This window comes from Pseudomonas atacamensis (assembly GCF_017167965.1).
GTDB lineage: Bacteria > Pseudomonadota > Gammaproteobacteria > Pseudomonadales > Pseudomonadaceae > Aquipseudomonas > Aquipseudomonas atacamensis.
In genome coordinates this window covers 2336546-2361575 of sequence record NZ_CP070503.1, presented here as the reverse complement: position 1 = coordinate 2361575, position 25030 = coordinate 2336546, and the positions used below count along the sequence as shown (strand labels likewise).

Below are 25030 nucleotides of genomic sequence, written 5' to 3'. Positions count from 1 at the left end.
ATGGCCAAATCGCTGTTGATCATCAGCCGCCAATCGCCGTGGTCCGGCCCCGGCGCCCGGGAAGCGCTGGATATCGTGCTCGCCGGTGGCGCCTTCGATCTGCCGATCGGTTTGCTGTTTCTCGATGATGGCGTGCTGCAACTGGCCGCCGGGCAGAACGCCAGGGCCTTGCAGCAGAAAGACCTCAGCGCCAATCTGCAGGCGCTGCCGATGTTTGGTGTCGAAGAGCTGTTCTATTGCGCCGAAAGCGCCAATGCTCGCGGTCTTGGCAACCTGTCGCTGGACGAAGCGCAGCCACTCGCCGCTGAACACATCACCGCCCTTATTGACCGTTACGATCAGGTGATCACCCTCTGATGTCGACTTTGCATGTGTTGTCTCATTCCCCGTTCGGCGACGATCGTCTGAGCAGTTGCCTGCGCCTGCTCGGCAGCGCCGACGCCGTGTTGTTGTCCGGCGATGCGGTGTATGCGCTGCAACCGGACACTGCGCCGTTCTCTGCTCTGCAAGAGCGACCAATCAAACTTTTTGTATTGGTTGAGGACGCACAGGCGCGTGCGATCGAGGTTCCAGACTGGGCCGAGGCCATTGACTACCCGGCCTTCGTCGAACTGTCGATCCATCACGCCAAGGTCAACAGCTGGCTATGAATTCAATGACCGTCGGCGCCCGCGCCATCGAACTGGACAAGGACGGCTTTCTCGTTGACCTCAGCGACTGGTCGGCTGAAGTCGCCAGCGCCCTCGCCGCCGCCGAAGACATCGAGTTGACGCCCGAACACTGGGAAGTCCTTGACCTTCTGCGTAGCTTCTACGCCGAATTCCAGCTATCGCCGGCCACGCGGCCGCTGATCAAGTACACCGCGTTGAAACTCGGCGCCGACAAAGGCAACAGCCTGCACCTGAACCGACTGTTCAAAGGCACCCCTGCCAAACTCGCCGCGAAACTGGCGGGCCTGCCCAAACCGACGAATTGCCTATGAACGACTTTCCAGCATTGACCCTCGAAACGCCTGCCGAGCACCCGTTCGCGCAATTCGTGCGCATTCTCGGCAAGGGCAAGCGCGGCGCCCGCGACCTGACGCGCGAGGAAGCCCGCGAGGCCATGGGCATGGTGCTCGATGACCAAGTCGAAGATACGCAATTGGGTGCCTTCCTGATGTTGCTGCGGCACAAGGAAGAAAGTGCCGAGGAAATGGCCGGTTTCACCGAAGCCCTGCGCGCACGCTTGCACGCGCCCGCATTGAATGTCGACCTGGACTGGCCGACCTACGCCGGCAAAAAACGCCACCTGCCGTGGTATCTGCTCGCGGCCAAGTGCCTGGCGCAAAACGGCGTACGCATTTTCATGCATGGCGGCGGCGCGCACACGGCCGGGCGTCTGTACAGCGAACAACTGCTGGGCGAATTGAACATTCCCCTGTGCCGTGATTGGCAGCAGGTCGGCACGGCACTGGACAACGGCGGCCTCGCGTTTATGCCGCTGGTGGACTGGGCGCCGCAGTTGCAAAAGATGATCGACCTGCGCAACACCTTGGGCCTGCGGTCGCCGATCCACTCGCTGGCGCGGATTCTCAATCCGTTGGGCGCACGCTGCGGCCTGCAAAGCATTTTCCATCCGGGCTACCAGGCGGTACATCGCGATGCCAGCGGCTTGCTCGGCGACACGGCAATTGTGGTCAAGGGCGATGGCGGTGAAATCGAGATCAACCCCGACGCCACCAGCCACCTTTATGGCACCAGCGGCGGTCAGAGCTGGGATGAAGAATGGCCGCAGCTGTCAGCGCAGCGCCACGTCAAACCCGCCTCGCTGGACATCGAGCACTTGAAAGCCGTGTGGCGTGGCGATGTGGTCGACAGTTACCCGCAAATGGCCTTGATTGCGACCATGGCCCTCGCCCTGCGCGGTCTCGGTCAGAATCGCGAACAGGCCTTCGCAACCGCAGAACAGTACTGGGCGGCGCGCAACACATCGATCTAACCGATCATTAGCGCCCGATCTTTGCGCTTTTTGTTCGAACTCATCGGAATAGACTCGACTCCAACGAATATTGGTTTTGGGAGTCTTGATCATGGGTTTACTCGTCGACGGCCACTGGCAGGACAAGTGGTACGAAAGCAGCAAGGACGGCGCGTTCCAGCGCGAACAAGCGCAACGCCGCAACTGGGTGACCGCCGACGGTCAGCCAGGCCCCAGCGGTGAAGGCGGTTTCACTGCCGAAGCCGGGCGCTATCACCTCTATGTTTCCCTCGCCTGCCCTTGGGCGCATCGCACGCTGATTTTTCGCAAACTGAAAGGTCTGGAAAGTCTGATCGACGTGTCGGTGGTCAGCTGGCTGATGCTGGAAAACGGCTGGACTTTCGACAAAGCGCTAGGCTCGACCGGCGACAAACTCGATGGCTTCGACTTCATGCACCAGCGGTATACGGCTGATACGCCTGACTACACCGGGCGCGTGACGGTGCCAGTGTTGTGGGACAAGAAACTCAAGCGCATCGTCAGCAATGAATCGGCGGAAATCATCCGCATGTTCAACAGCGCCTTCGACGGGATCACTGGCAACGATCTGGACTTGTACCCGGCGCCGCTACGCAACGAAATCGATGCGCTGAACGAGCGGATCTACCCGGCGGTGAACAACGGTGTCTACCGCGCCGGATTCGCTACTTCGCAGCAGGCCTACGAACAGGCTTTCGACGAAGTATTCGCCGAACTGGATCATCTGGAGCAACTGCTGGGTGCCAATCGCTACCTGAGCGGGGAATACCTGACCGAGGCCGACGTGCGCCTGTTTACCACGATGATTCGTTTCGACGCGGTGTATCACGGGCACTTCAAGTGCAACCTTAGGCGGATTGCCGATTACCCGAACCTGTCGAACTGGCTGCGCGAGATGTATCAGTGGTCGGGAATTGCCGAAACCGTGGATTTCCAGCACATCAAGCATCACTACTATGGCAGCCACAAGACCATCAACCCGACCGGCGTGGTGCCGAAGGGGCCGCAGCAGGATTTCAGCGTAGCGCATGATCGCGAGCGGTTGATCGGGAAAGGGGTTTGGCGCCGGGGTTGATTAGCTCGGTGTTTTCGAGACCCCGTTCGCGAGCAGGCTCGCTCCCACACCGGATTTGTGCATGACACAGATCCAATGTGGGAGCGAGCCTGCTCGCGAAGGGAACGACGCGGTGTTTAGACCTGCGCCTGCGCCCCTTCAAACCACGCCAGCTTCTCGCGAAGTTGTACCACTTCGCCGACGATCACCAAGGTCGGTGCATGCACTTTATGCTCCGCCACCATTCGCGGAAGATCCGCCAGCGTGCCGGTGAAAACCCGCTGATTGACTGTAGTGCCCTGCTGAATCAACGCCGCCGGGGTATCCGCCGCGCGACCATGCTTGATCAACTGCTCACAGATGATCGGCAAACCCACCAGGCCCATGTAGAACACCAGCGTCTGCGCCGGGGCGACAAGATCGGCCCATGGCAGATCGGTGGAACCATCCTTCAAGTGGCCAGTGACAAACCGCACGGACTGCGCATGGTCACGGTGGGTCAGCGGGATCCCCGCATAAGCAGCGCAACCGCTGGCCGCCGTAATGCCCGGGACCACCTGGAATGGAATACCGTGGGCCGCGAGCTCTTCAATCTCTTCGCCACCGCGCCCGAAGATAAACGGATCGCCGCCCTTCAACCGCACCACACGCTTGCCGGCCTTGGCCAGATCGACCAGTTGCTGATTGATCTGATCCTGCGGCACTGCGTGGTCAGAACGACGCTTGCCGACATACACCCGCTCGGCATCGCGACGGCACAACTCGAGAATCGCCGGTGCCACAAGGCGGTCATAGAGCACCACATCGGCTTGCTGCATCAGGCGCAGTGCGCGGAAGGTCAACAGATCCGGATCACCGGGGCCGGCACCGACCAGATAAACCTCGCCAGTGGTGACCATGGGCTCGCCATCGACCTTGGCCTGCAACAGGCGCTCGGCTTCAGCGCCCTGCCCGGCCAGTTGACGATCGGCAATCGGGCCCTGGAAAACGTCTTCCCAGAAGCCGCGACGCTGCTGAACATCCGGAAACAGGTTTTTCACCTGATTGCGAAAACGCGCAGCCAACCCTGCCAACTGACCGTAAGTGGAAGGAATCCAGGTTTCGATTTTCGCGCGGATCAGACGCGCCAGTACCGGCGCATCGCCGCCGCTGGACACAGCGATGATCAACGGCGAGCGATCGACGATCGCCGGGAAGATCACGCTGCACAAGGCCGGCGCATCGACCACGTTGACCGGCACGCAACGGCGGTGGGCATCGGTGGAGACTTGCGCGTTGAGCGTTTCGTCGTCGGTAGCGGCAATGATCAGCCCGCAACCGTCCAGATCCGTTTCGGCGTAACCGCGCAACAGGCATTCACCGCCGCTGGCAGCGACCAGTTCAGCCAGTTGCGTTTCGATTTCAGGTGCGACCACCCGCAGCAGCGCACCGGCATCGGCCAGCAGGCGGGATTTGCGCAAGGCAATTTCCCCCCCACCGACAACCAACACACGACTGCCGCGCAGGTTGTGAAACAGCGGCAGATATTTCATTTAGCCGATGACCTCGAGGCCACCCATGTACGGCTTGAGCACGTCCGGTACGCGGATAGAACCGTCGGCCTGCTGGTAGTTTTCCAGCACGGCAACCAGAGTACGACCGACCGCCAGGCCGGAACCGTTCAAGGTGTGCACCAGCTCGGGCTTGCCGGTTTCCGGGTTGCGGAAACGCGCCTGCATGCGCCGCGCCTGGAAGTCGCCGCAGTTGGAGCACGAGGAGATTTCGCGGTATTTGTCCTGGCTCGGAATCCACACTTCCAGGTCATAGGTCTTGACCGCGCTGAAGCCCATGTCGCCGGTGCACAGCGCCAGGGTGCGGTAAGGCAGGCCGAGCAGTTGCAGAACCTTTTCGGCGTTGGCAGTCAGGCCTTCCAGCGCTTCCATCGATTGCGATGGCTCGACGATCTGGACCATTTCGACTTTGTCGAACTGGTGCTGGCGGATCATGCCACGCGTGTCGCGGCCCGACGCACCGGCTTCGCTGCGGAAGCATGGGGTATGGGCGACGAATTTGATCGGCAGCAGTTTCGAATCGACGATTTCGCCGGCAACGATGTTGGTCAGCGACACTTCGGCGGTCGGGATCAGGTACAGATCGGCTTCGCCTTCGCGGGCAATCTTGAACAGATCCTCTTCGAATTTCGGCAACTGGCCGGTGCCTTGCAGCGCCGGAGCCTGAACCAGATACGGCGTGTAAGCCTCTTCGTAGCCATGTTCGGTGACATGCAGATTGATCATGAACTGCGCCAGTGCGCGATGCAGCCGCGCGATCGGGCCACGCAACAGCGCAAAGCGCGCGCCGGACAGCTTGGCGGCGGTTTCAAAGTCCAGCCAGCCGAACTTTTCGCCGAGGGCAACGTGGTCTTTGACTTCGAAATCGAACTGAGTCGGCGTGCCCCAGCGGCGCACTTCGACGTTGTCGTCTTCGTCCTTGCCGACCGGAACCGACTCGTGCGGCAGGTTCGGGATACCGAACAGGATCGAATCGAGTTCGGTCTGGATCGCATCCAGCTCGACCTTGCCAGCGCTCAACTCGCCCGCCATGCGCTCGACGTCCGCCATCAGCGGCGCGATGTCTTCGCCACGCTGCTTGGCCTGCCCGATGGATTTGGAACGCGCGTTACGTTCAGCCTGCAGTGCTTCGGTGCGGGTCTGGACGGTCTTGCGCTGTTCTTCCAGCGCTTCGATGCGCGCGGTGTCCAGGGCAAAGCCACGGGAAGCCAGGCGGTCCGCTACGTCCTGAAGGTTGCTACGTAACAGTTTGGAATCGAGCATGTCGGTTTCTCGTTATCAAAGTTTGGTCAGGGACAGGCCGGCCCACGTCGCGAGCAGCCCGCCGAATACGCTGAGTGCGGCATAGCCCAGGGCCAGCAACACTTGCCCGCTTTCCAGCAGGCGCACCGTATCCAGTGAAAAGGATGAAAAAGTCGTCAGCCCCCCGAGGAAGCCGACCATCAACCCGGCGCGCACCTCGATCGGCACCTCCGGGCGTATCAGAAACAGGCCGTACAACACGCCAATCAGCAGGCAGCCCACGATATTAACGGCCAGCGTCGCGGTATAGAAGTGCCGCGGCCAATTGGCGCTGACCCAATTACCGGTGGCGAAGCGCAACAAGGTGCCGGCAACACCGCCGACCGACACTGCAAGGATCAATGGAAGCACTATTTTCTCCGCTGCCGAGGGCTCAGACGATCGAGCTGAGCGAGGTGATTGAGCTTCTCGCCGATCTTCAACTCCAGGCCACGGGGCACTGGCTGATAGAACGGAATCGGCTCGAGTTCTTCCGGAAAATAGTCTTCACCGGCGGCATAGGCGTCCGGCTCGTCGTGGGCGTAGCGGTATTCGTCGCCATAACCCAATTGCTTCATCAGCTTGGTCGGTGCATTGCGCAGGTGCAGCGGGACTTCCAGCGAGCCGTTCTCAGCCGCTGCGCGCAGCGCGGTTTTGAAGCCCATGTACACCGCATTGCTTTTCGGTGCGCAGGCCAGATAAGTAATGGCCTGGGCGACTGCCAATTCGCCCTCGGGGCTGCCGAGACGCTCCTGCACTTCCCATGCCGCCAGGCACAGGCTCAGCGCACGCGGGTCGGCGTTGCCGATGTCTTCGCTGGCCATGCGCACCACGCGCCGGGCCAGATAAAGCGGATCGCAGCCGCCGTCGATCATCCGCGCAAACCAGTACAGCGCGCCGTCAGGGTTGGAGCCGCGCACGGATTTGTGCAGCGCCGAGATCTGGTCGTAGAACGCTTCACCGCCCTTGTCGAACCGTCGGCGCGTATCGCCGAGGAGACTTTGCAGCAGCTCGGTGCCGATTTCGCTGTTGTCTTCGGCCAGATCAGAGGCGTTTTCCAGCAGATTGAGCAGACGCCGGCCATCGCCATCGGCGGCCGACAGCAGCATCTGAAAACCTTCATCGCTCAGGGTCAGGTTGCGCTTTCCCAGCCCACGCTCCTCGGTCAGCGCACGATGTACCAGTTTGCGCAGCGCCGCTTCGTCGAGGCTTTTCAGCACGTAGACGCGGGCCCGCGACAACAGGGCGTTGTTGAGTTCGAACGAAGGGTTTTCGGTGGTGGCGCCGATGAAGATCAGCGTGCCGTCTTCAACGTAGGGCAGAAACGCGTCCTGCTGCGACTTGTTGAAGCGGTGCACTTCATCGACAAACAGGATCGTGCGCTTGCCGTACTGGCCGGCCTGCTGCTTGGCGATTTCAACGGCCTGGCGGATTTCCTTGACCCCGGCGAGCACCGCCGAAACCGTTTCGAAGTGCGCATCCGAGACTTCTGCGAGCAAGCGCGCCAGGGTGGTCTTGCCCACGCCCGGCGGCCCCCAGAAGATCATCGAATGCAGCGCGCCCTGCTCCAGCGCCTCACGCAGAGGCTTGCCGCGAGCGAGCACGTGTTCCTGACCGACGTACTCATCCAGATTGGCCGCACGCAAACGCGCGGCCAAGGGTTGGGCAATCGGTGCACTGCGAAACAGATCCATCACGTAGCGTTGAAACCTCTGATTTTCTGAAATCTGCTGAAGAACCTGTGGTGAGGGGATTTATCCCCGTTGGGCTGCGAAGCGGCCCCAAAAGCGACGACTGCTGCGCAGCCGGACGGGGATAAATCCCCTCGCCACAATAGCTCCTCAATAGCAGGCCCTCACCACAAAGGCCCTGACACAAAGGCCCGGTGTTTATTCCTGGATAACGTCGGCACCCTTGGGAATGTCGAATTTGAATTTCGACGCTGGCACCGCTTCGTTGGCCTTGACCCCGGTAAACAGGATATTGGTGCGCTGGCCGACGCTGTCAATCAGTTGCATGTCATTGAGCAGGCCGTTGCGGAACGACAGGCGCAGGTTGTCGAACAGGGTGTCCTTGGTTTTCGGCTTGAGAGTGAAGTCGATCACGCCGCCCGCCTCTTTCGCGCTGATATCGAAGCTCTGGCTGATCTTCGAGACATCACCGGACAGCAACAGCGCTGGCGTCTGGGTCAGACGCTCGTCGAGCTTCTTGATGGTTGCCTGTTCCAGGTCCGGGTCCCACAAGGTGACTTTCTTGCCATCGGAAACCATGGTCTGCTCGGCCGGCGGGTTGGTGTGCCAGTAGAACAGGCCCGGACGCTGCAGGGTCATGTTGCCGGTGGTTTCCTGCAACTGGGTGCCGGTGCCGTCGAGGGTCAACTGCGAAAAGTTCGCCGACAGGGTTTTCGATGTTTCGAGCAATTGGGTCAGACGCGCCACGTCCTTTTCATCGGCGTGGGCCGTGAGTGTGGTCAGCGCCAGTACTGGCAACAGCATGCGGATAAGGCGCATGAGAGTCCTCTTGAATAATCGTGGGAGAGCGGGTGGTGCGTCATTGCGCCACCCGCGTCGTTGCGTTTCAGTCGCGTACCGGGCCCGGGGCCAGGACTTCACGCGAACCGTTGGTGTTCATTGAGGTAACGACGCCGGCCATTTCCATCGCCTCGATCATCCGCGCGGCGCGGTTGTAGCCGATCTTCAGCTTGCGCTGCACAGCGGAAATCGATGCGCGACGGCTTTCGAGGACGAACTGCACCGCTTCGTCATACAGCGCGTCGGCTTCCGGATCATCACCGTCGCCACCACCGCTGCCGCCTTCAAAGCCGCTGCCCGCCTCTTCGACACCGTTGAGAATGTCGTCGTTGTATTCCGGCGCGCCGCGCACCTTCCACGCTTCGACCACACGGTGAACCTCATCGTCGGAGACGAATGCGCCGTGGACGCGGATCGGCAGACTGGTGCCCGGCGGCATGTAGAGCATGTCACCGTGACCGAGCAGTTGCTCGGCGCCACCCTGGTCGATGATGGTCCGCGAGTCGATCTTGCTCGATACCTGGAACGCCATACGGGTCGGGATGTTGGCCTTGATCAGACCGGTGATCACGTCAACCGACGGGCGCTGGGTCGCAAGAATCAAGTGAATCCCCGCCGCACGCGCTTTTTGCGCAATACGGGCAATCAGTTCTTCAACCTTCTTGCCGACGATCATCATCATGTCGGCGAATTCGTCCACCACTACGACGATGGTCGGCAGTTTCTGCAGCAGCGGCGCTTCGTCGTGAATGCTTTCGCGCTTGTACAGCGGATCGCTCAACGGCTCGCCGGCATCCTGGGCTTCCTTGACCTTGGCGTTGAAGCCGGAGAGGTTACGCACGCCCATTTTCGCCATCAGCTTGTAGCGACGCTCCATCTCGGCAACGCTCCAGCGCAAGGCGTTGGCGGCGTCCTTCATGTCGGTCACAACCGGGCAAAGCAGGTGCGGAATGCCTTCGTAGATCGACAGCTCAAGCATTTTCGGGTCGATCATGATCAGCTTGGCGTCGTCAGGCCCGGACTTGAACAGGATCGACAGGATCATCGCGTTCACGCCCACCGACTTACCGGAACCGGTGGTACCGGCCACCAGCAAGTGCGGCATCTTCGCCAGGTCGGTGATGACCGGCTTGCCGCCGATGTCATGACCGAGCGCCAGGGTGACCGGGGATTTGAAGTTGTCGTACTCGGGGGTCGACAGCACCTCGGAGAAACGCACGATCTGGCGGTCTTCGTTGGGAATCTCGATACCGACAGTGGTCTTGCCCGGAATCACCTCGACGACCCGCACACTGGTCACCGCCAGCGAACGCGCCAGGTCTTTCGCCAGGTTGGCGATACGGCTGACTTTTACCCCGGCGGCAGGCTGGATTTCGTAACGGGTAATCACCGGGCCCGGGTGGATCGAGTCAACGGTGACTTCGACGCCGAATTCCTTGAGCTTGATTTCCAGCAAGTGGCCGACCGCTGCCAAGGATTCAGGCGAATAGTTGAGCTGTTTCTTTTCCGCAGGATCAAGAATGGAGATCGGCGGCAAGGTGCCTTCGACCGCGCTGTCGACGAACAACGGCGCCTGCTTCTCTTTCTGCACGCGCTTGCTCGACTCTGGTGCCTTGGCCGGTGCCGGCGCGATCACCGGTGGCACCTGCTTCTCGCGGTCGGACATGTGCTTGCTCAGCGCTTGCTCACGCTCAATCAGGCGTTCCTTGACCTTGGCCTGTTCACGCTTGTCGGTGACAGTCGGTGCGACTACATCGTGGACGCGGTCATCAACCTCACGCAGTTGCGCGACCAGTTGCTTGCGCTCGGTGCGCGCCGACCACCAGCGGTTGAGCGCGCCTTGGAACAGTTCGAACAGATCGAGGGTGATCTTGCCGGTGACGTCCATCACCTTGAACCACGACAGGTCGGTGAATACGGTCAGGCCGAACAGGAACAGCGCGATGAACAGCAACGTGCTGCCCTGAATGTTCAGCGCATTCTTCGCCAGATCGCCAAGGCTTTCGCCCAGGGCACCGCCAGCGCCGGCCGGCAGACCGGTCGCGGCATGGAAATGAATGTGCGCCAGCGCAGCGCCGGAGAGCACGAGGAACACCAGACCGATCAGGCGCCAGGAAAACAGCCAGCCGCTCCACTGCCATGGTTCGTGGCGTTGACGGAAGATCTGGTACGCCTTGACCGCCAGCAGCAACGGAAAAATATAGGCGAAGTAGCCGAGCACCATGAACAGGATATCGGCGCTGTACGAGCCGGCCGGGCCGCCGAAGTTCTGCACATCGTCGATCTTGCTGTTATGGCTCCAACCCGGGTCGTCCTTGCCGTAAGTCAGCAAAGCCATCATCAGGAACAGGCACAAGGCGCCGATGGCGATCAATGCACCTTCCTTGAGCCGGTAGTGCAGTTGCTGGCGCCAGAGCGGAACGACTGTTTTGGGTGCTTCGGTGGTCTTCTTCAAAACGCTTCTTTTCCTGCGCCCGAGGCGCGTCCATCTATTGAATGACGATAAAAAACTGCCCAATCCAGGCAGGTAAAAAAGGTGAAAAGCTCAACTGGGAGTACTTTTAACACTGTGCCACTGGTTTTATAAACACAGCCATAAACACTGTGCGCAGCGAAAAGCCCGTCACAACCCGGCATTGTACGGGTTTGTGCGCCCGATGCCATGTTTCAGACCCCAGCCTTGAGCATAGCCAATCGCACACGCAGTGCCTTGCAATTGGAGCATGCATTGCCTTTTGTGACAAAGGCTTATGAGCTGTATTTGATGAACGTAGCGAACCTGGCCGGATCGGGCTCACAGGAATGCTCAACAGCATCGATACGGCGACGCTTACGACCACGGGCGACACATCAAGTTGCAGCTCAATGCTCGCTGCACCAGACAACTGTGCAGGACAGCGGCGCCGTTTCGCGGCAAACTCTTTCGCGGGGCCTGCACGCCCCCTGACCGCCCTCCCCTTCTGCAAGCCTGGATGCCATGCTGACTTGGTTACAACGTAACTCCCTGACCTTTCCGCCACTGGAAAAAGCCATGCGCGAGCCGAACGGATTGCTCGCCGCCGGCGGCGATCTGTCCGCCGACCGCCTGATCCAGGCCTATCGCCATGGCTGCTTTCCCTGGTTCTCCGAAGGCCAACCCATTCTCTGGTGGTCGCCAGACCCTCGCACCGTGCTGTTTCCCGACGAACTGCACGTCTCGCGCAGTCTCGGAAAGCTGCTGCGCAAGCAACGCTATCAAGTGACTTTCGATCAGGATTTCGACGCCGTCATCCGCGCCTGCGCTGCACCGCGTGATTACGCCGACGGCACCTGGATCACCGAGGCCATGCAGGCTGCTTACGTAGAATTGCATCGGCGCGGTTTCGCTCATTCGGTTGAGGTCTGGGACGAGGGACAGCTGGTCGGCGGCCTGTATGGCCTGGCAATGGGCCAACTGTTTTTTGGCGAGTCGATGTTCAGCCGCGCTGACAACGCGTCCAAATACGGCTTTGCCACGCTGGTGAAGCATTTGAAAGCCGCCGGGTTTGTGCTGATCGATTGCCAGATGCCGACCGATCACCTGCACAGCCTCGGTGCACGGTCCATTCCGCGCGGCGAATTCGCCGACTATCTGCAGCGCCATCTTGACCAACCGAATTCGGCGACCTGGGTTTGCTGAGCGACTTTTGCGCAGGTGGCTTACACTTAATCCACCAGCTTATCCCGAGGGTTGATTCATGACCGAGTTGGCGCGTTTGAAGTTTTATGCCACTCAGCCCCACTCTTGCAGTTATCTGCCCGAGGAGCAGGCCACGACGCTGTTTCTCGACCCGAGTCAGCCCATGGATGTGCATGTCTACGCAGACCTGTCGGAAATGGGCTTTCGTCGCAGCGGCGATCATCTGTACCGGCCGCATTGCCAGAATTGCAATGCGTGCGTGCCTGCGCGCATTCCTTCCGCCCAGTTCATCGCCAATCGCCAGCAGAAGCGTATCTACAAACGCAACACCGACCTGCAAGTGCAACCGGTCAAACCGCACTTCAGCGAAGAATATTTCGACCTCTACCAGCGCTACATCGAACAGCGCCATGCCGACGGCGACATGTACCCGCCAAGCCGTGATCAGTTCTCGACGTTCCTGGTGCGTGACCTGCCCTTCTCGCGCTTCTACGAGTTTCGACTCGACGGACGGTTGCTCGCGGTGGCGGTCACCGATCTGCTGCCCAACGGCCTGTCGGCGGTGTACACCTTCTACGAACCGAACGAAGAACGCCGCAGCCTCGGCCGTTACGCAATACTCTGGCAAATCGCCGAGAGCCAGCGCCTGGGACTTGAGGCTGTGTACCTGGGTTACTGGATCAAGAACTGCAAAAAGATGAATTACAAGACGCAATATCGACCCATCGAATTGCTGATCAATCAGCGCTGGGTCATCCTGAACTGAACCTGCGGCCTAAACCCCTTGGCGTAAACACCATTTTTCGGGCACAATGCACGCCGCTTTTGCCTGGCGCAGTTGCACCGGGCCATTCATTGGATACCGAGGGCTTTACTGCATGTCGAAAGAAGACAGCTTCGAAATGGAAGGCACTGTCGTCGACACCCTGCCCAACACCATGTTTCGTGTGGAGTTGGAAAATGGGCACGTCGTAACCGCGCATATTTCCGGCAAGATGCGCAAGAACTACATTCGTATTCTTACCGGCGACAAAGTGCGCGTCGAGCTGACGCCCTATGACTTGAGCAAAGGGCGGATCACTTACCGCGCTCGTTAATCAAGTCAATACAGAACGCCCGGGTAATGCCGGGCGTTTTTGTATCTGCGTTTTGAGGTTTTGGGGCTGGCGGTTTCGCGCTTACAGCATGCAAATCAAAAGATCGCAGCCTTCGGCAGCCCCTACGGTTGGATCGCGCGTATTAGACAGAAACGGGTTGACCTGCGGGCCGCCTTCGCGAGCAGGCTCGCTCCCACAGAAAAGCAAAAGCAAAAGCAAGGCAGCGCAGATGCCCGCGGCGAAGCCGCCCCACTCAAACAATGAGCGCAAGCTCGAGTGCTCTTGATCTTGATCCACCGGCGACGTCGGAAGGCTGAGTGGAGGGATTGATCCGGGCGTGGGAGCGCAGCGACCGTCTGGCGCAGCCAGACACAGCGGAAGGAGGTGCAGCGAAGCAAACCGTAGCCGCTGCGCCCGGATCGATCCCGCAGCGAAGGAACCCGAGCCTGCGAGGGCCGAACGTAGGAGCAAGCGTTTTTTTGCTTACTTTTTTTAGGCGATTGTAAAAAAAGTGAGTCGCCGTAAGGGCGAAACCCTAAGCAGCCGTAACCGCAGCAACGGATATACACCCAAAACCATCAAGCAACGAGCAACAAAAAGGCGCCCGAAGGCGCCCTCTTGATCCACAGCCGTCAGGCCATTTCTGCAGTGGTCTCGAAGTCGAACGTCAACTCCCCATCCTTGATGTCGATGTGCACCACACCGCCATGCTCGGCCAGTTCGCCAAACAGAATCTCCTCCGCCAGCGGACGCTTGATCTTGTCCTGGATCAGACGCGCCATCGGACGTGCACCCATCGCCGAGTCATAACCACCCGCCGCCAGCCAACTACGCGCAGCATCAGTAACCTCAAGCAACACACGCTTGTCTTCCAGCTGCGCCTGAAGCTCGGTGAGGAACTTGTCCACCACACTCTTGATGACCTCATGGCTGAGGCGACCAAACTGGATAATGGTGTCCAGACGGTTACGGAATTCCGGCGTGAAGCTCTTCTTGATCACTTCCATCGCATCGGACGAGTGGTCCTGATGAGTGAAACCGATCGAAGCCCGCGCGGCCGTCTCGGCACCGGCGTTGGTGGTCATGATCACGATCACGTTGCGGAAATCCGCCTTGCGCCCGTTGTTGTCGGTCAGCGTGCCGTGGTCCATGACCTGCAACAGCAGGTTGAAGACTTCCGGATGCGCCTTCTCGATTTCATCGAGGAGCAATACGCAATGTGGCTGCTTGGTAATGGCTTCGGTCAACAGACCGCCCTGGTCGAAACCGACATAGCCTGGAGGCGCACCGATCAGACGCGATACGGTGTGCCGCTCCATGTATTCGGACATGTCGAAACGCACCAGTTCAATGCCCAGGGCCTTGGCCAGTTGTCGCGCGGCCTCGGTTTTACCGACACCGGTAGGCCCGGCAAACAGGAACGAACCGACCGGTTTGTCCGGCGATTTGAGGCCAGCGCGTGACAGCTTGATCGCAGTCGACAGCGAATCGATCGCCGCGTCCTGACCAAACACCGTCAGCTTCAGGTCACGCTCCAGGTTACGCAGCAGCTCCTTGTCGGAACTGGTCACGTGCTTTGGCGGAATCCGCGCGATTTTCGCGACGATGTCCTCGACCTGTGGCACTTCGATTCGCTTGACGCGCATCTCTACCGGTTGCAGACGCTGGTAGGCGCCCGCTTCGTCGATCACGTCGATGGCCTTGTCCGGCATGTGCCGGTCATTGATGTAGCGCGACGCCAGTTCGGCAGCGGCACGCAACGACTCATCGCTGTATTCGATATTGTGGTGCTGCTCGAAACGCCCTTTCAGGCCACGCAGGATACCGATGGTGTCTTCCACCGACGGCTCGACGACATCGACCTTCTGGAAGCGACGCGCCAAGGCACGATCCTTCTCGAAGATGCCGCGAAATTCCTGGAATGTGGTGGAACCGATGCAGCGAATGTCGCCAGACGACAGCAGCGGCTTGAGCAGGTTGGACGCATCCATCACGCCACCGGAAGCAGCACCCGCACCGATGATGGTGTGGATCTCGTCGATGAACAGGATCGCCTGCGGACGCTTTTTCAGCTCATTGAGCAGCGCCTTGAAGCGCTTCTCGAAATCACCGCGATACTTGGTACCCGCGAGCAGAGCGCCAAGATCGAGCGAATAAACCACCGCATTGGCCAGCAGATCCGGCACCTGATTGTCGACGATGCGCTTGGCCAGGCCTTCGGCAATCGCGGTCTTACCCACGCCTGCCTCACCCACCAGCAGCGGATTGTTCTTGCGCCGGCGCGCGAGGATCTGCGCGACACGCTCGACCTCCGATTCACGGCCGACCAGCGGATCGATGCGACCCTGGCGCGCGAGTTCGTTGAGGTTGCTGGCATAAGCATCCAGAGGATTGCCTGAAGAAGAAGACTCACCGCCCTCGTCGTCCTGCATATCTTGTTCACCTTCAGAATGATCGCCGTGCCCCGGTACTTTCGAAATGCCGTGGGCGATGTAGTTGACGACATCGATGCGCGCAACGCTCTGCTGTTTCAGCAGGAACACTGCCTGACTCTCTTGCTCACTGAAGATGGCGACCAGCACGTTGGCGCCGGTCACTTCGCGTTTGCCCGAGCTCTGTACGTGAAAAACAGCACGCTGCAGGACACGCTGGAAGCCCAGGGTTGGCTGGGTTTCGCGATCCTCGTCATGCACGGGGATCAATGGCGTGGTGGAGTCGATGAACTCCTGCAGATCATGCTTGAGTTTGTCGAGGTTTGCGCCGCAGGCACGCAAAACGGTGGCGGCAGCCTCATTATCCAATAGGGCCAGCAGGAGATGTTCGACGGTCATGAACTCATGACGCTTCGAACGAGCCTCCTTGAAGGCAAGATTGAGGGTGACTTCGAGCTCGCGGTTTAACATAGCTTCACCTCATACCCAAGTGGTCGGCGATTAACCGTCCTTCTCGATTTCACAGAGTAGCGGATGCTGGCTTTCCCTGGCGTACTGGTTGACCTGCATGGCCTTTGTCTCGGCGATGTCGCGGGTAAACACTCCACATACTGCCCGTCCTTCTGTATGGACGGCCAGCATGACCTTGGTCGCCAGCTCGCGATTCAGGTTAAAAAACACCTCGAGCACTTCGACGACGAAATCCATCGGTGTGTAGTCATCGTTGAACAAAACCACCTTGTACATCGGCGGCGCCTGTAACGCGGGCTTTGCTTCCTGAACAGCAACGCCTGCCGAATCGTCGTCGTGCTCCTGTGGAAGATCCTTTTGGAGAAGCGGGCGATCCTGATTGAATGTTAGTCGAATCTGGCTGATTGCATGCATGGAAAAAAAGGTTCGTCAGTTGTGCGAATACAGTGGTGGGGGCGGTTGCACACGTTTTCAACTACGACTGCCCGGTCACCTTGACTATCGGGAAAACGGTGTTACAACCAATAGAGCCCACAGTGGGTAAAAAAGATCCGCGGAGTCAATTCTTTTATCGAATTCGATTGCGGATGTCGTGGATGATACTCCAGCGATGGAGTCTGTTGCAGAGGGATTTGAGCATGGCTGTCGGCAAGGTGAAATGGTTCAACAATGCCAAGGGATTCGGCTTTATCAATACCGATGCCCGGGAAGGTCGCGATGAGGATGGCAAGGACATTGACTTCTTTGCCCACTACTCGGCCATTGAAATGGAAGGGTACAAGACCCTGAAAGCGGGTCAGGCAGTCACATTCGACATCGTTCAAGGCCCCAAAGGCTTGCATGCCGTGAAGATAACTCCGGTCGAAGCAGCTTCGACGCCAAGCTCGATTGCTACGAAAAAACAAACGGCAACCAGTTGAAGCCTCAAAACATTCGGTCATAAAAAACCGCCTGACTCAACCCATCGAGTCAGGCGGTTTTTGCGTACCTGCAGCTTTTACATATGCGAAATCAACGCATCCCCGAACCCGGAAGACGACACCAGCTTCGCGCCATCCATCAAGCGCTCGAAATCATAAGTAACAGTCTTGGCGCCGATCGCACCGTTGGTTCCCTTGATGATCAGGTCCGCCGCTTCCGTCCAGCCCATATGACGCAGCATCATCTCGGCCGAGAGAATCAGCGAGCCCGGGTTGACCTGGTCCTTGCCGGCATATTTCGGCGCGGTACCGTGGGTCGCTTCGAACATCGCCACGGTGTCGGACAGGTTGGCGCCCGGCGCAATACCGATACCACCCACTTCCGCCGCCAGCGCGTCGGACAGGTAGTCACCGTTGAGGTTAAGCGTAGCGATCACATCGTATTCGGCCGGGCGCAGCAGGATCTGCTGGAGCATGGCGTCGGCGATGGCGTCCTTGACCACAACGTTCTTGCCGGTTTTCGGATTCTTGAACTGCATCCACGGACCGCCGTCCAGCAGTGTCGCGCCGAACTCTTCGGCGGCCACTTCGTAGGCCCATTCCTTGAAGGCACCTTCGGTGAACTTCATGATGTTGCCTTTGTGCACGATGGTCAGCGAGTCGCGGTCATTGTCGACCACATATTGCAGAGCCTTGCGCGCCAGACGCTTGGTGCCTTCGCGGGAGACCGGCTTGACGCCGATGCCGCAGTTTTCGTCGAAACGGATCTTGGTGACGCCCATTTCTTCTTTAAGGAATTTGATGACCTTGGTGGCTTCCGGCGAACCGGCCTTCCATTCGATACCCGCGTAGATGTCTTCGGAGTTCTCGCGGAAGATGGTCATGTCGACATCGCCGGGCTTTTTCACCGGGCTCGGCACGCCTTCGAACCAGCGCACCGGGCGCAGGCAGACGTACAGGTCGAGCTGCTGACGCAGGGCCACGTTCAGCGAGCGGATGCCGCCACCGACCGGAGTGGTCAGCGGGCCTTTGATGGAGACCACGTAATCCTTGACCGCGTCGAGGGTTTCCTGCGGCAGCCAGGTGTCCTGGTCATAAACCTGAGTGGCCTTTTCGCCGGCGTAGACTTCCATCCAGGAAATCTTGCGCTTGCCGCCGTAGGCCTTTTCAACAGCAGCATCGACAACCTTGATCATCACCGGACTGATGTCGACACCAATACCGTCACCTTCGATGAAGGGGATGATCGGGTTATCAGGAACATTGAGAGAATGGTCTGCATTGACAGTGATTTTGTCACCGACGGCTGGAACCTGAATCTTCTTGTAACCCATGCTGAACTCCATTGTTTGGATTGAACACCTGGCTTGCTTCGAGCGTAACCCAGTTGAATCAACACGCAAACCCTATGTTCCTGCGCCGCGCACATCTCGTTTCCTACAAGCCTGAAAGCAAAGGGAAAAGCGCCAAAGTCCAGCATTCGTAACGAGTCTTTGCCCGGTCGCGCCCTGCGACCTTTAGACCAATGGACGAGAATCGTTGCATATGAACCATCGGCAGATTGCCAGCTACCTATGTATAATGCCGCCCGCTGACCACAGGGTCACGACGGCTGGCCTCTCTAGCACGAGACTTTCCGCCTGATTGGTCGGGTTGTTACCGCAGCCTGACTGCTTGACGCTCCACTGATGCACCCAACATCACCGCGAAGAATCTCGACATTCGGTTCATGGATGACTTTGAACGAACGCGCTTACCCGGCGCCCCTCGAGTTTCTGCGCACGCTTTAGCAAAGAAGAGAGAGTTAATCCGAATATGCCCACCCGCTCGAAGATCATCTATACCTTCACCGACGAAGCTCCTGCCCTCGCCACCTATTCCCTGCTGCCGATCATCGAGGCTTACACCGCCTCGGCCGATATCGCCGTGGAAACCCGCGATATCTCTCTTGCAGCGCGCATCCTGGCAAGCTTCCCCGAGCAACTGGGCGACAAAGCCGTAGCCGACCACCTCGCCGAACTGGGCGACCTGGCCGTTACGCCTGAAGCCAACATCATCAAGCTGCCGAACATCAGTGCTTCGGTGCCACAGCTGCAAGCCGCGATCAAAGAGCTGCAGGCGCAGGGCTACAACCTGCCGGACTACCCGGAAACCGTGACCAGCGACGCCGACAAAGACGCCAAGGCGCGTTACGACAAGGTCAAGGGCAGCGCCGTGAACCCGGTTCTGCGTGAAGGCAACTCCGACCGCCGCGCTCCGCTGTCGGTGAAGAACTACGCGCGCAAGCACCCGCACAAAATGGGCGCCTGGGCCAAGGACTCCAAGTCCCACGTCGCACACATGAGCACCGGCGATTTCTACGGCAGCGAAAAAGCTGTCCTGATCGACGCCGCTGACGCTGTGAAGATCGAACTGATCGCCAAGGACGGTGCTGCCACCGTTCTGAAAGAAAAAACCACCGTTCAGGCTGGCGAGATCCTCGACTGCGCCGTGATGAGCAAAAACGCCCTGCGTGCGTTCATCGCTGCCGAAATCGAAAGCGCCAAGGCCCAGGGCGTGCTGCTCTCGGTTCACTTGAAAGCGACCATGATGAAGGTCTCCGACCCGATCATGTTCGGCCAGATCGTTGCCGAGTTCTATAAAGACGCACTGACCAAGCACGCTGACGTGCTGAACCAGATCGGCTTCAATCTGAACAACGGCATCGGCGATCTGTACGCGCGCATCAAGGCCCTGCCGGCCGAGCAGCAAGCGCAGATCGAAGCCGATATCGCAGCGGTCTACGCCGTTCGTCCGTCGCTGGCGATGGTCAACTCCGACAAAGGCATCACCAACCTGCACGTGCCGAGCGACGTCATCGTTGACGCCTCGATGCCAGCGATGATCCGTGACTCCGGCAAGATGTGGGGCACCGACGGTCAGCTGCACGACACCAAGGCTGTAATCCCGGATCGTTGCTACGCGACCATCTACCAGGCGGTGATCGAAGATTGCAAAGCCAATGGCGCTTTCGATCCGACCACCATGGGCAGCGTGCCGAACGTCGGCCTGATGGCGAAGAAAGCCGAAGAGTACGGCTCCCACGACAAGACCTTCCAGATCAAGGCTGACGGCGTTGTTCGCGTCACCGACAGCAAAGGCAAGCTGCTGATGGAACAGGCTGTCGAAGCCGGCGACATCTTCCGCATGTGCCAGACCAAAGACGCGCCGATCCAGGACTGGGTCAAACTGGCCGTCAACCGTGCTCGCGCGAGCAGCACGCCGGCGATCTTCTGGCTCGACCCGATGCGCGCTCACGATGGCGTGGTGATCGAGAAGGTTCAGGCCTACCTGAAGGATCACGACACCAGCGGTCTGGACATCCAGATCATGGCGCCGGTCGACGCGATGAAGTACACCCTGCAGCGCACCCGCGAAGGCAAGGACACCATTTCGGTGACCGGCAACGTACTGCGCGACTACCTGACCGACCTGTTCCCGATCATGGAACTGGGCACCAGCGCCAAGATGCTGTCGATCGTACCGCTGATGAATGGCGGTGGTCTGTTCGAAACCGGCGCCGGCGGTTCGGCGCCGAAGCACGTGCAGCAACTGGTTGAAGAAAACTTCCTGCGCTGGGATTCGCTGGGTGAGTTCCTTGCCCTCGCCGCTTCCCTTGAGCACCTGGGTGTGAACTACAACAACCCGAAAGCACTGGTGCTGTCGAAAACCCTGGACCAGGCCACCGGTCAGTTCCTCGACAACAACAAGTCGCCATCGCGCAAAGTCGGCAACATCGACAACCGCGGCAGCCACTTCTACCTGGCGATGTACTGGGCTCAGGCCCTGGCCGCCCAGACTGAAGACGCTGCACTGCAAGCGCAGTTCGCGACTCTGGCCAAAACCCTGACCGAGAACGAAGCGACCATCGTTGCCGAGCTCAACGCCGTGCAGGGCAAGCCAGTCGACATCGGCGGTTACTACCACGCCGACGCCGAGCTGATCAGCAAGGCCATGCGCCCAAGCGCAACCTTCAACGCGGCGATTGCTGCGCTGGTTTAAGGTTGTAATGGGAACATCACAAACCCCGGCCTTGTGCCGGGGTTTGTGTTTCCGGGTTTTGTGATCACCACAAAACTTTGTGGGAGCTGGCTTGCCAGCGATGGCGGTTTATCATCCAGCATGGATGGTGACTGAACCACCGCTATCGCTGCGATGCGGCGTTCCGACAAGCCAGCTCCCACAGGGATTGGGGTTTAACCAATAGATTGAGGAAGGTTTTATGGAATGGCTCCCCCACATCACCGTCGCCACCATCGTCGAGGACAACGGCCGTTTCCTGATGGTCGAAGAGCACAAAGGCGGGCGCAATGTGCTCAACCAGCCCGCCGGGCATCTCGATCCGGATGAAACCCTGATCGACGCGGCGATTCGCGAAACCCTCGAAGAAACCGGTTGGGACGTCGAACCCACCGGCGTGATCGGCATTTATCTGTACACCGCACCGAGCAACGGCGTGACTTACCAGCGCATATGCTTCAGCGCCAAAGCCGTGCAGCATCACCCGGATTACCAACTCGACGACGGCATCGTCGGCGCCAAGTGGCTGACCCGCGACGAATTAATCGCCCAGCGCGACAACTGGCGCAGCGAGCTGATCATCCGCTGCATCGACGATTATCTGGCCGGTCATCACTTCAGCCTCGAACTGATCCGCCCTTCTCTTTAGCCTTGCGGCCGTGAGCCTGATAGAATCGCGCCCTTTTCCAAGACACTCATTGAATCCCTATGCGTGATCCAGCCCCTTCTGACACATCCAAGAAGCGCGTCATTGTCGGCATGTCCGGCGGCGTGGACTCTTCCGTTTCCGCCCTTCTGCTGATCGAGCAGGGTTATGAAGTGGAAGGCCTGTTCATGAAGAACTGGGAAGAAGACGACGGAACGGAATACTGCACCGCCATGGACGACCTGGCGGATGCTCAGGCTGTCTGCGACAAGATCGGCATCAAGCTGCACACCGCCAACTTTGCCGCCGAGTACTGGGACAACGTGTTCGAGCACTTCCTCGCCGAATACAAGGCGGGGCGCACGCCGAACCCGGACATCCTGTGCAACCGCGAGATCAAGTTCAAAGCGTTTCTCGACTACGCGATGATGCTCGGCGCCGACCTGATCGCCACCGGTCACTACGTGCGCCGCCGCGATATCGACGGCCGCACCGAACTGCTCAAGGGCCTCGATCCGAACAAGGATCAGAGCTACTTCCTGCACGCCGTTGGTGGCGAACAGATCGCCAAGACCCTGTTCCCGGTCGGCGAACTGGAAAAGCCTGAAGTGCGCGCGATTGCCGAGAAATACGAACTGGCCACCGCCAAGAAGAAGGATTCCACCGGGATCTGCTTCATCGGCGAGCGCCGTTTCAGCGATTTCCTCAAGCAGTACCTGCCGGCACAACCGGGTGAGATCAAGACTACCGAAGGCGAAGTCATCGGCCGTCACCACGGCTTGATGTACCACACCATCGGCCAGCGTCAGGGCCTCGGCATTGGCGGCTTGAAGGATGCTGGCGATGAGCCGTGGTACGTGCTGCGCAAGGATCTGCAGACCAACGAGCTGATCGTCGGTCAGGGCAACAACCATCCATGGCTGTTCTCCAGCGCCCTGCTCGCTTCGGAAATCTACTGGGTCAATCCGATCGATCTGAGCCAGCCGCTGCGCCTGACGGCGAAAGTGCGTTATCGCCAGAGCGATCAGGCCTGCACCCTGGAAAAAACCGCCAGCGGCTATCGCGCCGTGTTCGACGAACCGCAACGTGCGGTGACGCCGGGCCAGTCGGTGGTTTTCTATGACGGTGAAATCTGCCTCGGCGGCGGCGTGATCGAAGTGGCCGAGCCGTGGAGCGGCCAGGCATGAGCCCGACTCAGGAACAACTGACAGCGCTGGGCGGTGTGTTTCTCGCCGCCGTGCTGGTCGATCGCATCGCCAAGACTGGCCAGACCAACGAGGCCGGCCTGAGTTGCATGCTCGGCAGCCTGCTGGTCCGCGACCCAAAAGATACGCTGGATGTATACGGCGGCGACGACATCAATCTGCGCGAGGGTTACCGCGCATTGATCGGCGCGCTGGAGCGCGATCCGAGCACCTTGCAGCGTGAGCCGTTGCGCTACGCGCTGTCGATGCTCGGTCTGGAGCGGCAACTGGCCAAGCGTGACGACATGCTTGAGACGATTGCCAAACGCCTGCCGCAGATTCAGGCGCAGGTGGAGCATTTTGGCCCGGCCCACGAAAACGTCGTCGCCGCTTGCGGTGCGTTGTATCAGGACACGTTAAGCACGCTGCGCCAGCGCATTCAAGTGCACGGCGACATGCGCAACCTGCAGCAGCCGAGCAACGCCTCGAAGATCCGCGCCCTGCTCCTCGCGGGCATCCGCTCGGCGCGCCTGTGGCGTCAGCTCGGTGGTCATCGCTGGCAGTTGGTAATCAGCCGCCGCAAGCTGCTCAAAGAGCTTTATCCGTTGATGCGCAGCGAGTAAGCGCCGCGTCATGAAGGCTTTGTAGTCTGTAACGCGTAATACGCCGGTCAGTTGGCGACGGACCGGCGGATTTTTTCATGTATGATACGCGCCCCATTTCGTTGCCCGACTGTCCGAGAACACCCCATGCAGCTCTCTTCGCTCACTGCGGTTTCCCCTGTTGACGGCCGCTACGCCGGCAAAACCCAGGCCCTGCGCCCGATTTTCAGCGAGTACGGCCTTATCCGTGCCCGCGTTCTGGTTGAAGTGCGCTGGCTCCAGCGCCTGGCCGCCCACGCTGGCATCCCTGAAGTGCCAGCCTTCTCCGCCGAGGCCAACGCCGTTCTCAACGAACTGGCTGAAAACTTCTCGCTGGAGCACGCCGAGCGCGTCAAAGAGATCGAGCGCACCACCAACCACGACGTCAAAGCCATCGAATACCTGCTCAAAGAGCAGGCGGCCAAGCTGCCGGAGCTGGCCAAGGTCAGCGAATTCATCCACTTTGCCTGCACCAGCGAAGACATCAACAACCTGTCCCACGCCTTGATGCTGCGTGAAGGCCGTGACGACGTGATGCTGCCGCTGATGCGCCAGACTGCCAACGCCATCCGCGAACTGGCGATCCGTTTCGCCGACGTGCCGATGCTGTCGCGCACCCACGGCCAGCCGGCTTCGCCGACTACTCTGGGTAAAGAACTGGCTAACGTGGTTTACCGTCTCGAGCGTCAGATCGCTCAAGTCGCTGCCGTGCCGCTGCTGGGCAAGATCAACGGCGCTGTCGGCAACTACAACGCGCACCTGTCGGCCTACCCGCAGATCGACTGGGAAGCCAACGCTCGCGCCTTCATCGAAGACGAGCTGGGTCTGGGCTTCAACCCGTACACCACGCAGATCGAACCGCACGACTACATCGCCGAGCTGTTCGATGCCATTGCGCGCTTCAACACCATCCTGATCGACTTCGACCGCGACATCTGGGGCTACATTTCCCTGGGTTATTTCAAGCAGCGCACCATCGCTGGCGAAATCGGCTCGTCGACCATGCCGCACAAGGTCAACCCGATCGACTTCGAAAACTCCGAAGGCAACCTGGGTATCGCCAACGCACTGTTCCAGCATCTGGCGAGCAAACTGCCGATCTCCCGCTGGCAGCGTGACCTGACCGACTCCACCGTCCTGCGCAACCTCGGTGTCGGCTTCGCCCACAGCGTGATCGCTTACGAAGCCAGCCTCAAAGGCATCAGCAAACTCGAGCTCAACGAGCAGAAGATTGCCGCCGACCTCGACGCTTGCTGGGAAGTCCTGGCCGAGCCGATCCAGACCGTGATGCGTCGCTACAACATCGAAAACCCGTACGAAAAGCTGAAAGAACTGACCCGTGGCAAGGGCATCAGCCCTGAAGCGCTGCAGACTTTCATCGATGGCCTGGACATGCCAGCCGAAGCCAAAGCCGAGCTCAAGCAACTGACCCCGGCCAACTACATCGGCAACGCTGTGGCACAAGCCAAACGCATCTGATCGACCGTTTGCCCCGTTTGAGACGCCCG

General features: G+C 59.6%; 23 protein-coding genes. 14 read left to right on the top strand and 9 right to left on the bottom strand.

Features of this window, described 5'->3' with window-relative positions; all coding sequences use genetic code 11:
- The 5 genes from tusC (at nt 1) to JWU58_RS10745 (ending at nt 3073) form a co-directional block, all read left to right on the top strand.
- The gene (tusC, locus tag JWU58_RS10765) at nt 1-357 is read left to right on the top strand and encodes a sulfurtransferase complex subunit TusC (RefSeq protein WP_071172887.1); all 357 of its coding nucleotides are present in this window, start codon (nt 1-3) and stop codon (nt 355-357) included.
- A complete protein-coding gene (gene tusB / locus JWU58_RS10760; protein ID WP_206421893.1) occupies nt 357-650 on the top strand; it encodes a sulfurtransferase complex subunit TusB in 294 nt (97 codons plus the stop codon). The genes tusC and tusB overlap by 1 nt, the downstream gene beginning before the upstream one ends.
- Nucleotides 647-982 carry a TusE/DsrC/DsvC family sulfur relay protein gene (locus JWU58_RS10755; RefSeq protein WP_206421892.1) on the top strand — a complete coding sequence of 112 codons (336 nt, stop codon included), beginning with the start codon at nt 647-649 and terminating at the stop codon, nt 980-982. Before tusB ends, JWU58_RS10755 begins: the two co-directional genes overlap by 4 nt.
- On the top strand, nt 979-1980 hold the full coding sequence (locus JWU58_RS10750; RefSeq protein ID WP_122880206.1) for a glycosyl transferase family protein: 1002 nt from the start codon (nt 979-981) through the stop codon (nt 1978-1980). The genes JWU58_RS10755 and JWU58_RS10750 overlap by 4 nt, the downstream gene beginning before the upstream one ends.
- Before the next feature lie 91 nt (nt 1981-2071).
- The gene (locus JWU58_RS10745) at nt 2072-3073 is read left to right on the top strand and encodes a glutathione S-transferase family protein (protein WP_206421891.1); all 1002 of its coding nucleotides are present in this window, start codon (nt 2072-2074) and stop codon (nt 3071-3073) included.
- 116 nt (nt 3074-3189) lie between these two features.
- Here the strand turns inward: JWU58_RS10745 and cysG are convergent, their stop codons facing one another.
- The 6 genes from cysG to ftsK form a co-directional block, all read right to left on the bottom strand.
- On the bottom strand, nt 3190-4584 hold the full coding sequence (cysG, locus tag JWU58_RS10740; protein ID WP_206421890.1) for a siroheme synthase CysG: 1395 nt from the start codon (nt 4582-4584) through the stop codon (nt 3190-3192).
- A complete protein-coding gene (serS, locus tag JWU58_RS10735; protein WP_130899282.1) occupies nt 4585-5865 on the bottom strand; it encodes a serine--tRNA ligase in 1281 nt (426 codons plus the stop codon).
- 15 nt (nt 5866-5880) lie between these two features.
- Nucleotides 5881-6255, bottom strand: coding sequence for a fluoride efflux transporter CrcB (gene crcB / locus JWU58_RS10730; RefSeq protein ID WP_123442126.1), 375 nt, complete (start codon nt 6253-6255; stop codon nt 5881-5883).
- Nucleotides 6255-7577: a replication-associated recombination protein A gene (locus tag JWU58_RS10725; protein WP_042609225.1), complete on the bottom strand. Its 1323-nt coding sequence runs from the start codon at nt 7575-7577 to the stop codon at nt 6255-6257. Before JWU58_RS10725 ends, crcB begins: the two co-directional genes overlap by 1 nt.
- A gap of 195 nt (nt 7578-7772) precedes the next feature.
- Nucleotides 7773-8393 carry an outer membrane lipoprotein periplasmic chaperone LolA gene (gene lolA / locus JWU58_RS10720; protein ID WP_024013411.1) on the bottom strand — a complete coding sequence of 207 codons (621 nt, stop codon included), beginning with the start codon at nt 8391-8393 and terminating at the stop codon, nt 7773-7775.
- 67 nt (nt 8394-8460) lie between these two features.
- Nucleotides 8461-10869 carry a DNA translocase FtsK gene (gene ftsK, locus JWU58_RS10715; RefSeq protein WP_206421889.1) on the bottom strand — a complete coding sequence of 803 codons (2409 nt, stop codon included), beginning with the start codon at nt 10867-10869 and terminating at the stop codon, nt 8461-8463.
- Nucleotides 10870-11391: 522 nt separating this feature from the next.
- On the opposite strand from ftsK, the gene aat reads away from it, so the two are divergent.
- The 3 genes from aat (at nt 11392) to infA (ending at nt 13169) form a co-directional block, all read left to right on the top strand.
- Nucleotides 11392-12072, top strand: coding sequence for a leucyl/phenylalanyl-tRNA--protein transferase (gene aat, locus JWU58_RS10710; RefSeq protein ID WP_206421888.1), 681 nt, complete (start codon nt 11392-11394; stop codon nt 12070-12072).
- 58 nt (nt 12073-12130) lie between these two features.
- Nucleotides 12131-12838: an arginyltransferase gene (locus JWU58_RS10705; RefSeq protein ID WP_110600808.1), complete on the top strand. Its 708-nt coding sequence runs from the start codon at nt 12131-12133 to the stop codon at nt 12836-12838.
- Nucleotides 12839-12950: 112 nt separating this feature from the next.
- Entirely contained in the window at nt 12951-13169 is a 219-nt protein-coding gene (infA, locus tag JWU58_RS10700; protein ID WP_002553999.1) for a translation initiation factor IF-1, read from the top strand.
- Between the two features lie 632 nt (nt 13170-13801).
- Here the strand turns inward: infA and clpA are convergent.
- Together clpA and clpS are read right to left on the bottom strand one after the other, a co-directional pair.
- Entirely contained in the window at nt 13802-16072 is a 2271-nt protein-coding gene (gene clpA / locus JWU58_RS10695) for an ATP-dependent Clp protease ATP-binding subunit ClpA (protein ID WP_016775266.1), read from the bottom strand.
- A 30-nt stretch (nt 16073-16102) separates the two neighbouring features.
- Complete coding sequence (clpS, locus tag JWU58_RS10690) at nt 16103-16486, bottom strand: ATP-dependent Clp protease adapter ClpS (protein WP_011334948.1); 384 nt, start codon at nt 16484-16486, stop codon at nt 16103-16105.
- Between the two features lie 224 nt (nt 16487-16710).
- On the opposite strand from clpS, the gene JWU58_RS10685 reads away from it, so the two are divergent.
- Nucleotides 16711-16992 carry a cold shock domain-containing protein gene (locus JWU58_RS10685; protein ID WP_016775267.1) on the top strand — a complete coding sequence of 94 codons (282 nt, stop codon included), beginning with the start codon at nt 16711-16713 and terminating at the stop codon, nt 16990-16992.
- A 77-nt stretch (nt 16993-17069) separates the two neighbouring features.
- Here JWU58_RS10685 and icd read toward each other — a convergent pair whose 3' ends face one another.
- The gene (gene icd, locus JWU58_RS10680) at nt 17070-18326 is read right to left on the bottom strand and encodes an NADP-dependent isocitrate dehydrogenase (RefSeq protein ID WP_024013414.1); all 1257 of its coding nucleotides are present in this window, start codon (nt 18324-18326) and stop codon (nt 17070-17072) included.
- A gap of 481 nt (nt 18327-18807) precedes the next feature.
- Here icd and JWU58_RS10675 point away from each other — a divergent pair, with 481 nt between their 5' ends.
- The 5 genes from JWU58_RS10675 (at nt 18808) to purB (ending at nt 25001) form a co-directional block, all read left to right on the top strand.
- Entirely contained in the window at nt 18808-21033 is a 2226-nt protein-coding gene (locus JWU58_RS10675) for an NADP-dependent isocitrate dehydrogenase (RefSeq protein WP_071172899.1), read from the top strand.
- 220 nt (nt 21034-21253) lie between these two features.
- Nucleotides 21254-21700, top strand: coding sequence for an NUDIX hydrolase (locus tag JWU58_RS10670; RefSeq protein WP_016775271.1), 447 nt, complete (start codon nt 21254-21256; stop codon nt 21698-21700).
- A gap of 59 nt (nt 21701-21759) precedes the next feature.
- Nucleotides 21760-22884 (top strand): tRNA 2-thiouridine(34) synthase MnmA, encoded by a 1125-nt coding sequence (gene mnmA / locus JWU58_RS10665; protein ID WP_071172900.1) that lies wholly within the window; start codon nt 21760-21762, stop codon nt 22882-22884.
- Complete coding sequence (gene hflD / locus JWU58_RS10660) at nt 22881-23504, top strand: high frequency lysogenization protein HflD (protein ID WP_016775273.1); 624 nt, start codon at nt 22881-22883, stop codon at nt 23502-23504. Before mnmA ends, hflD begins: the two co-directional genes overlap by 4 nt.
- A gap of 126 nt (nt 23505-23630) precedes the next feature.
- Nucleotides 23631-25001, top strand: a complete 1371-nt coding sequence (gene purB, locus JWU58_RS10655; RefSeq protein ID WP_003223822.1) for an adenylosuccinate lyase — start codon at nt 23631-23633, stop codon at nt 24999-25001.
- Nucleotides 25002-25030 lie beyond the last annotated feature (29 nt).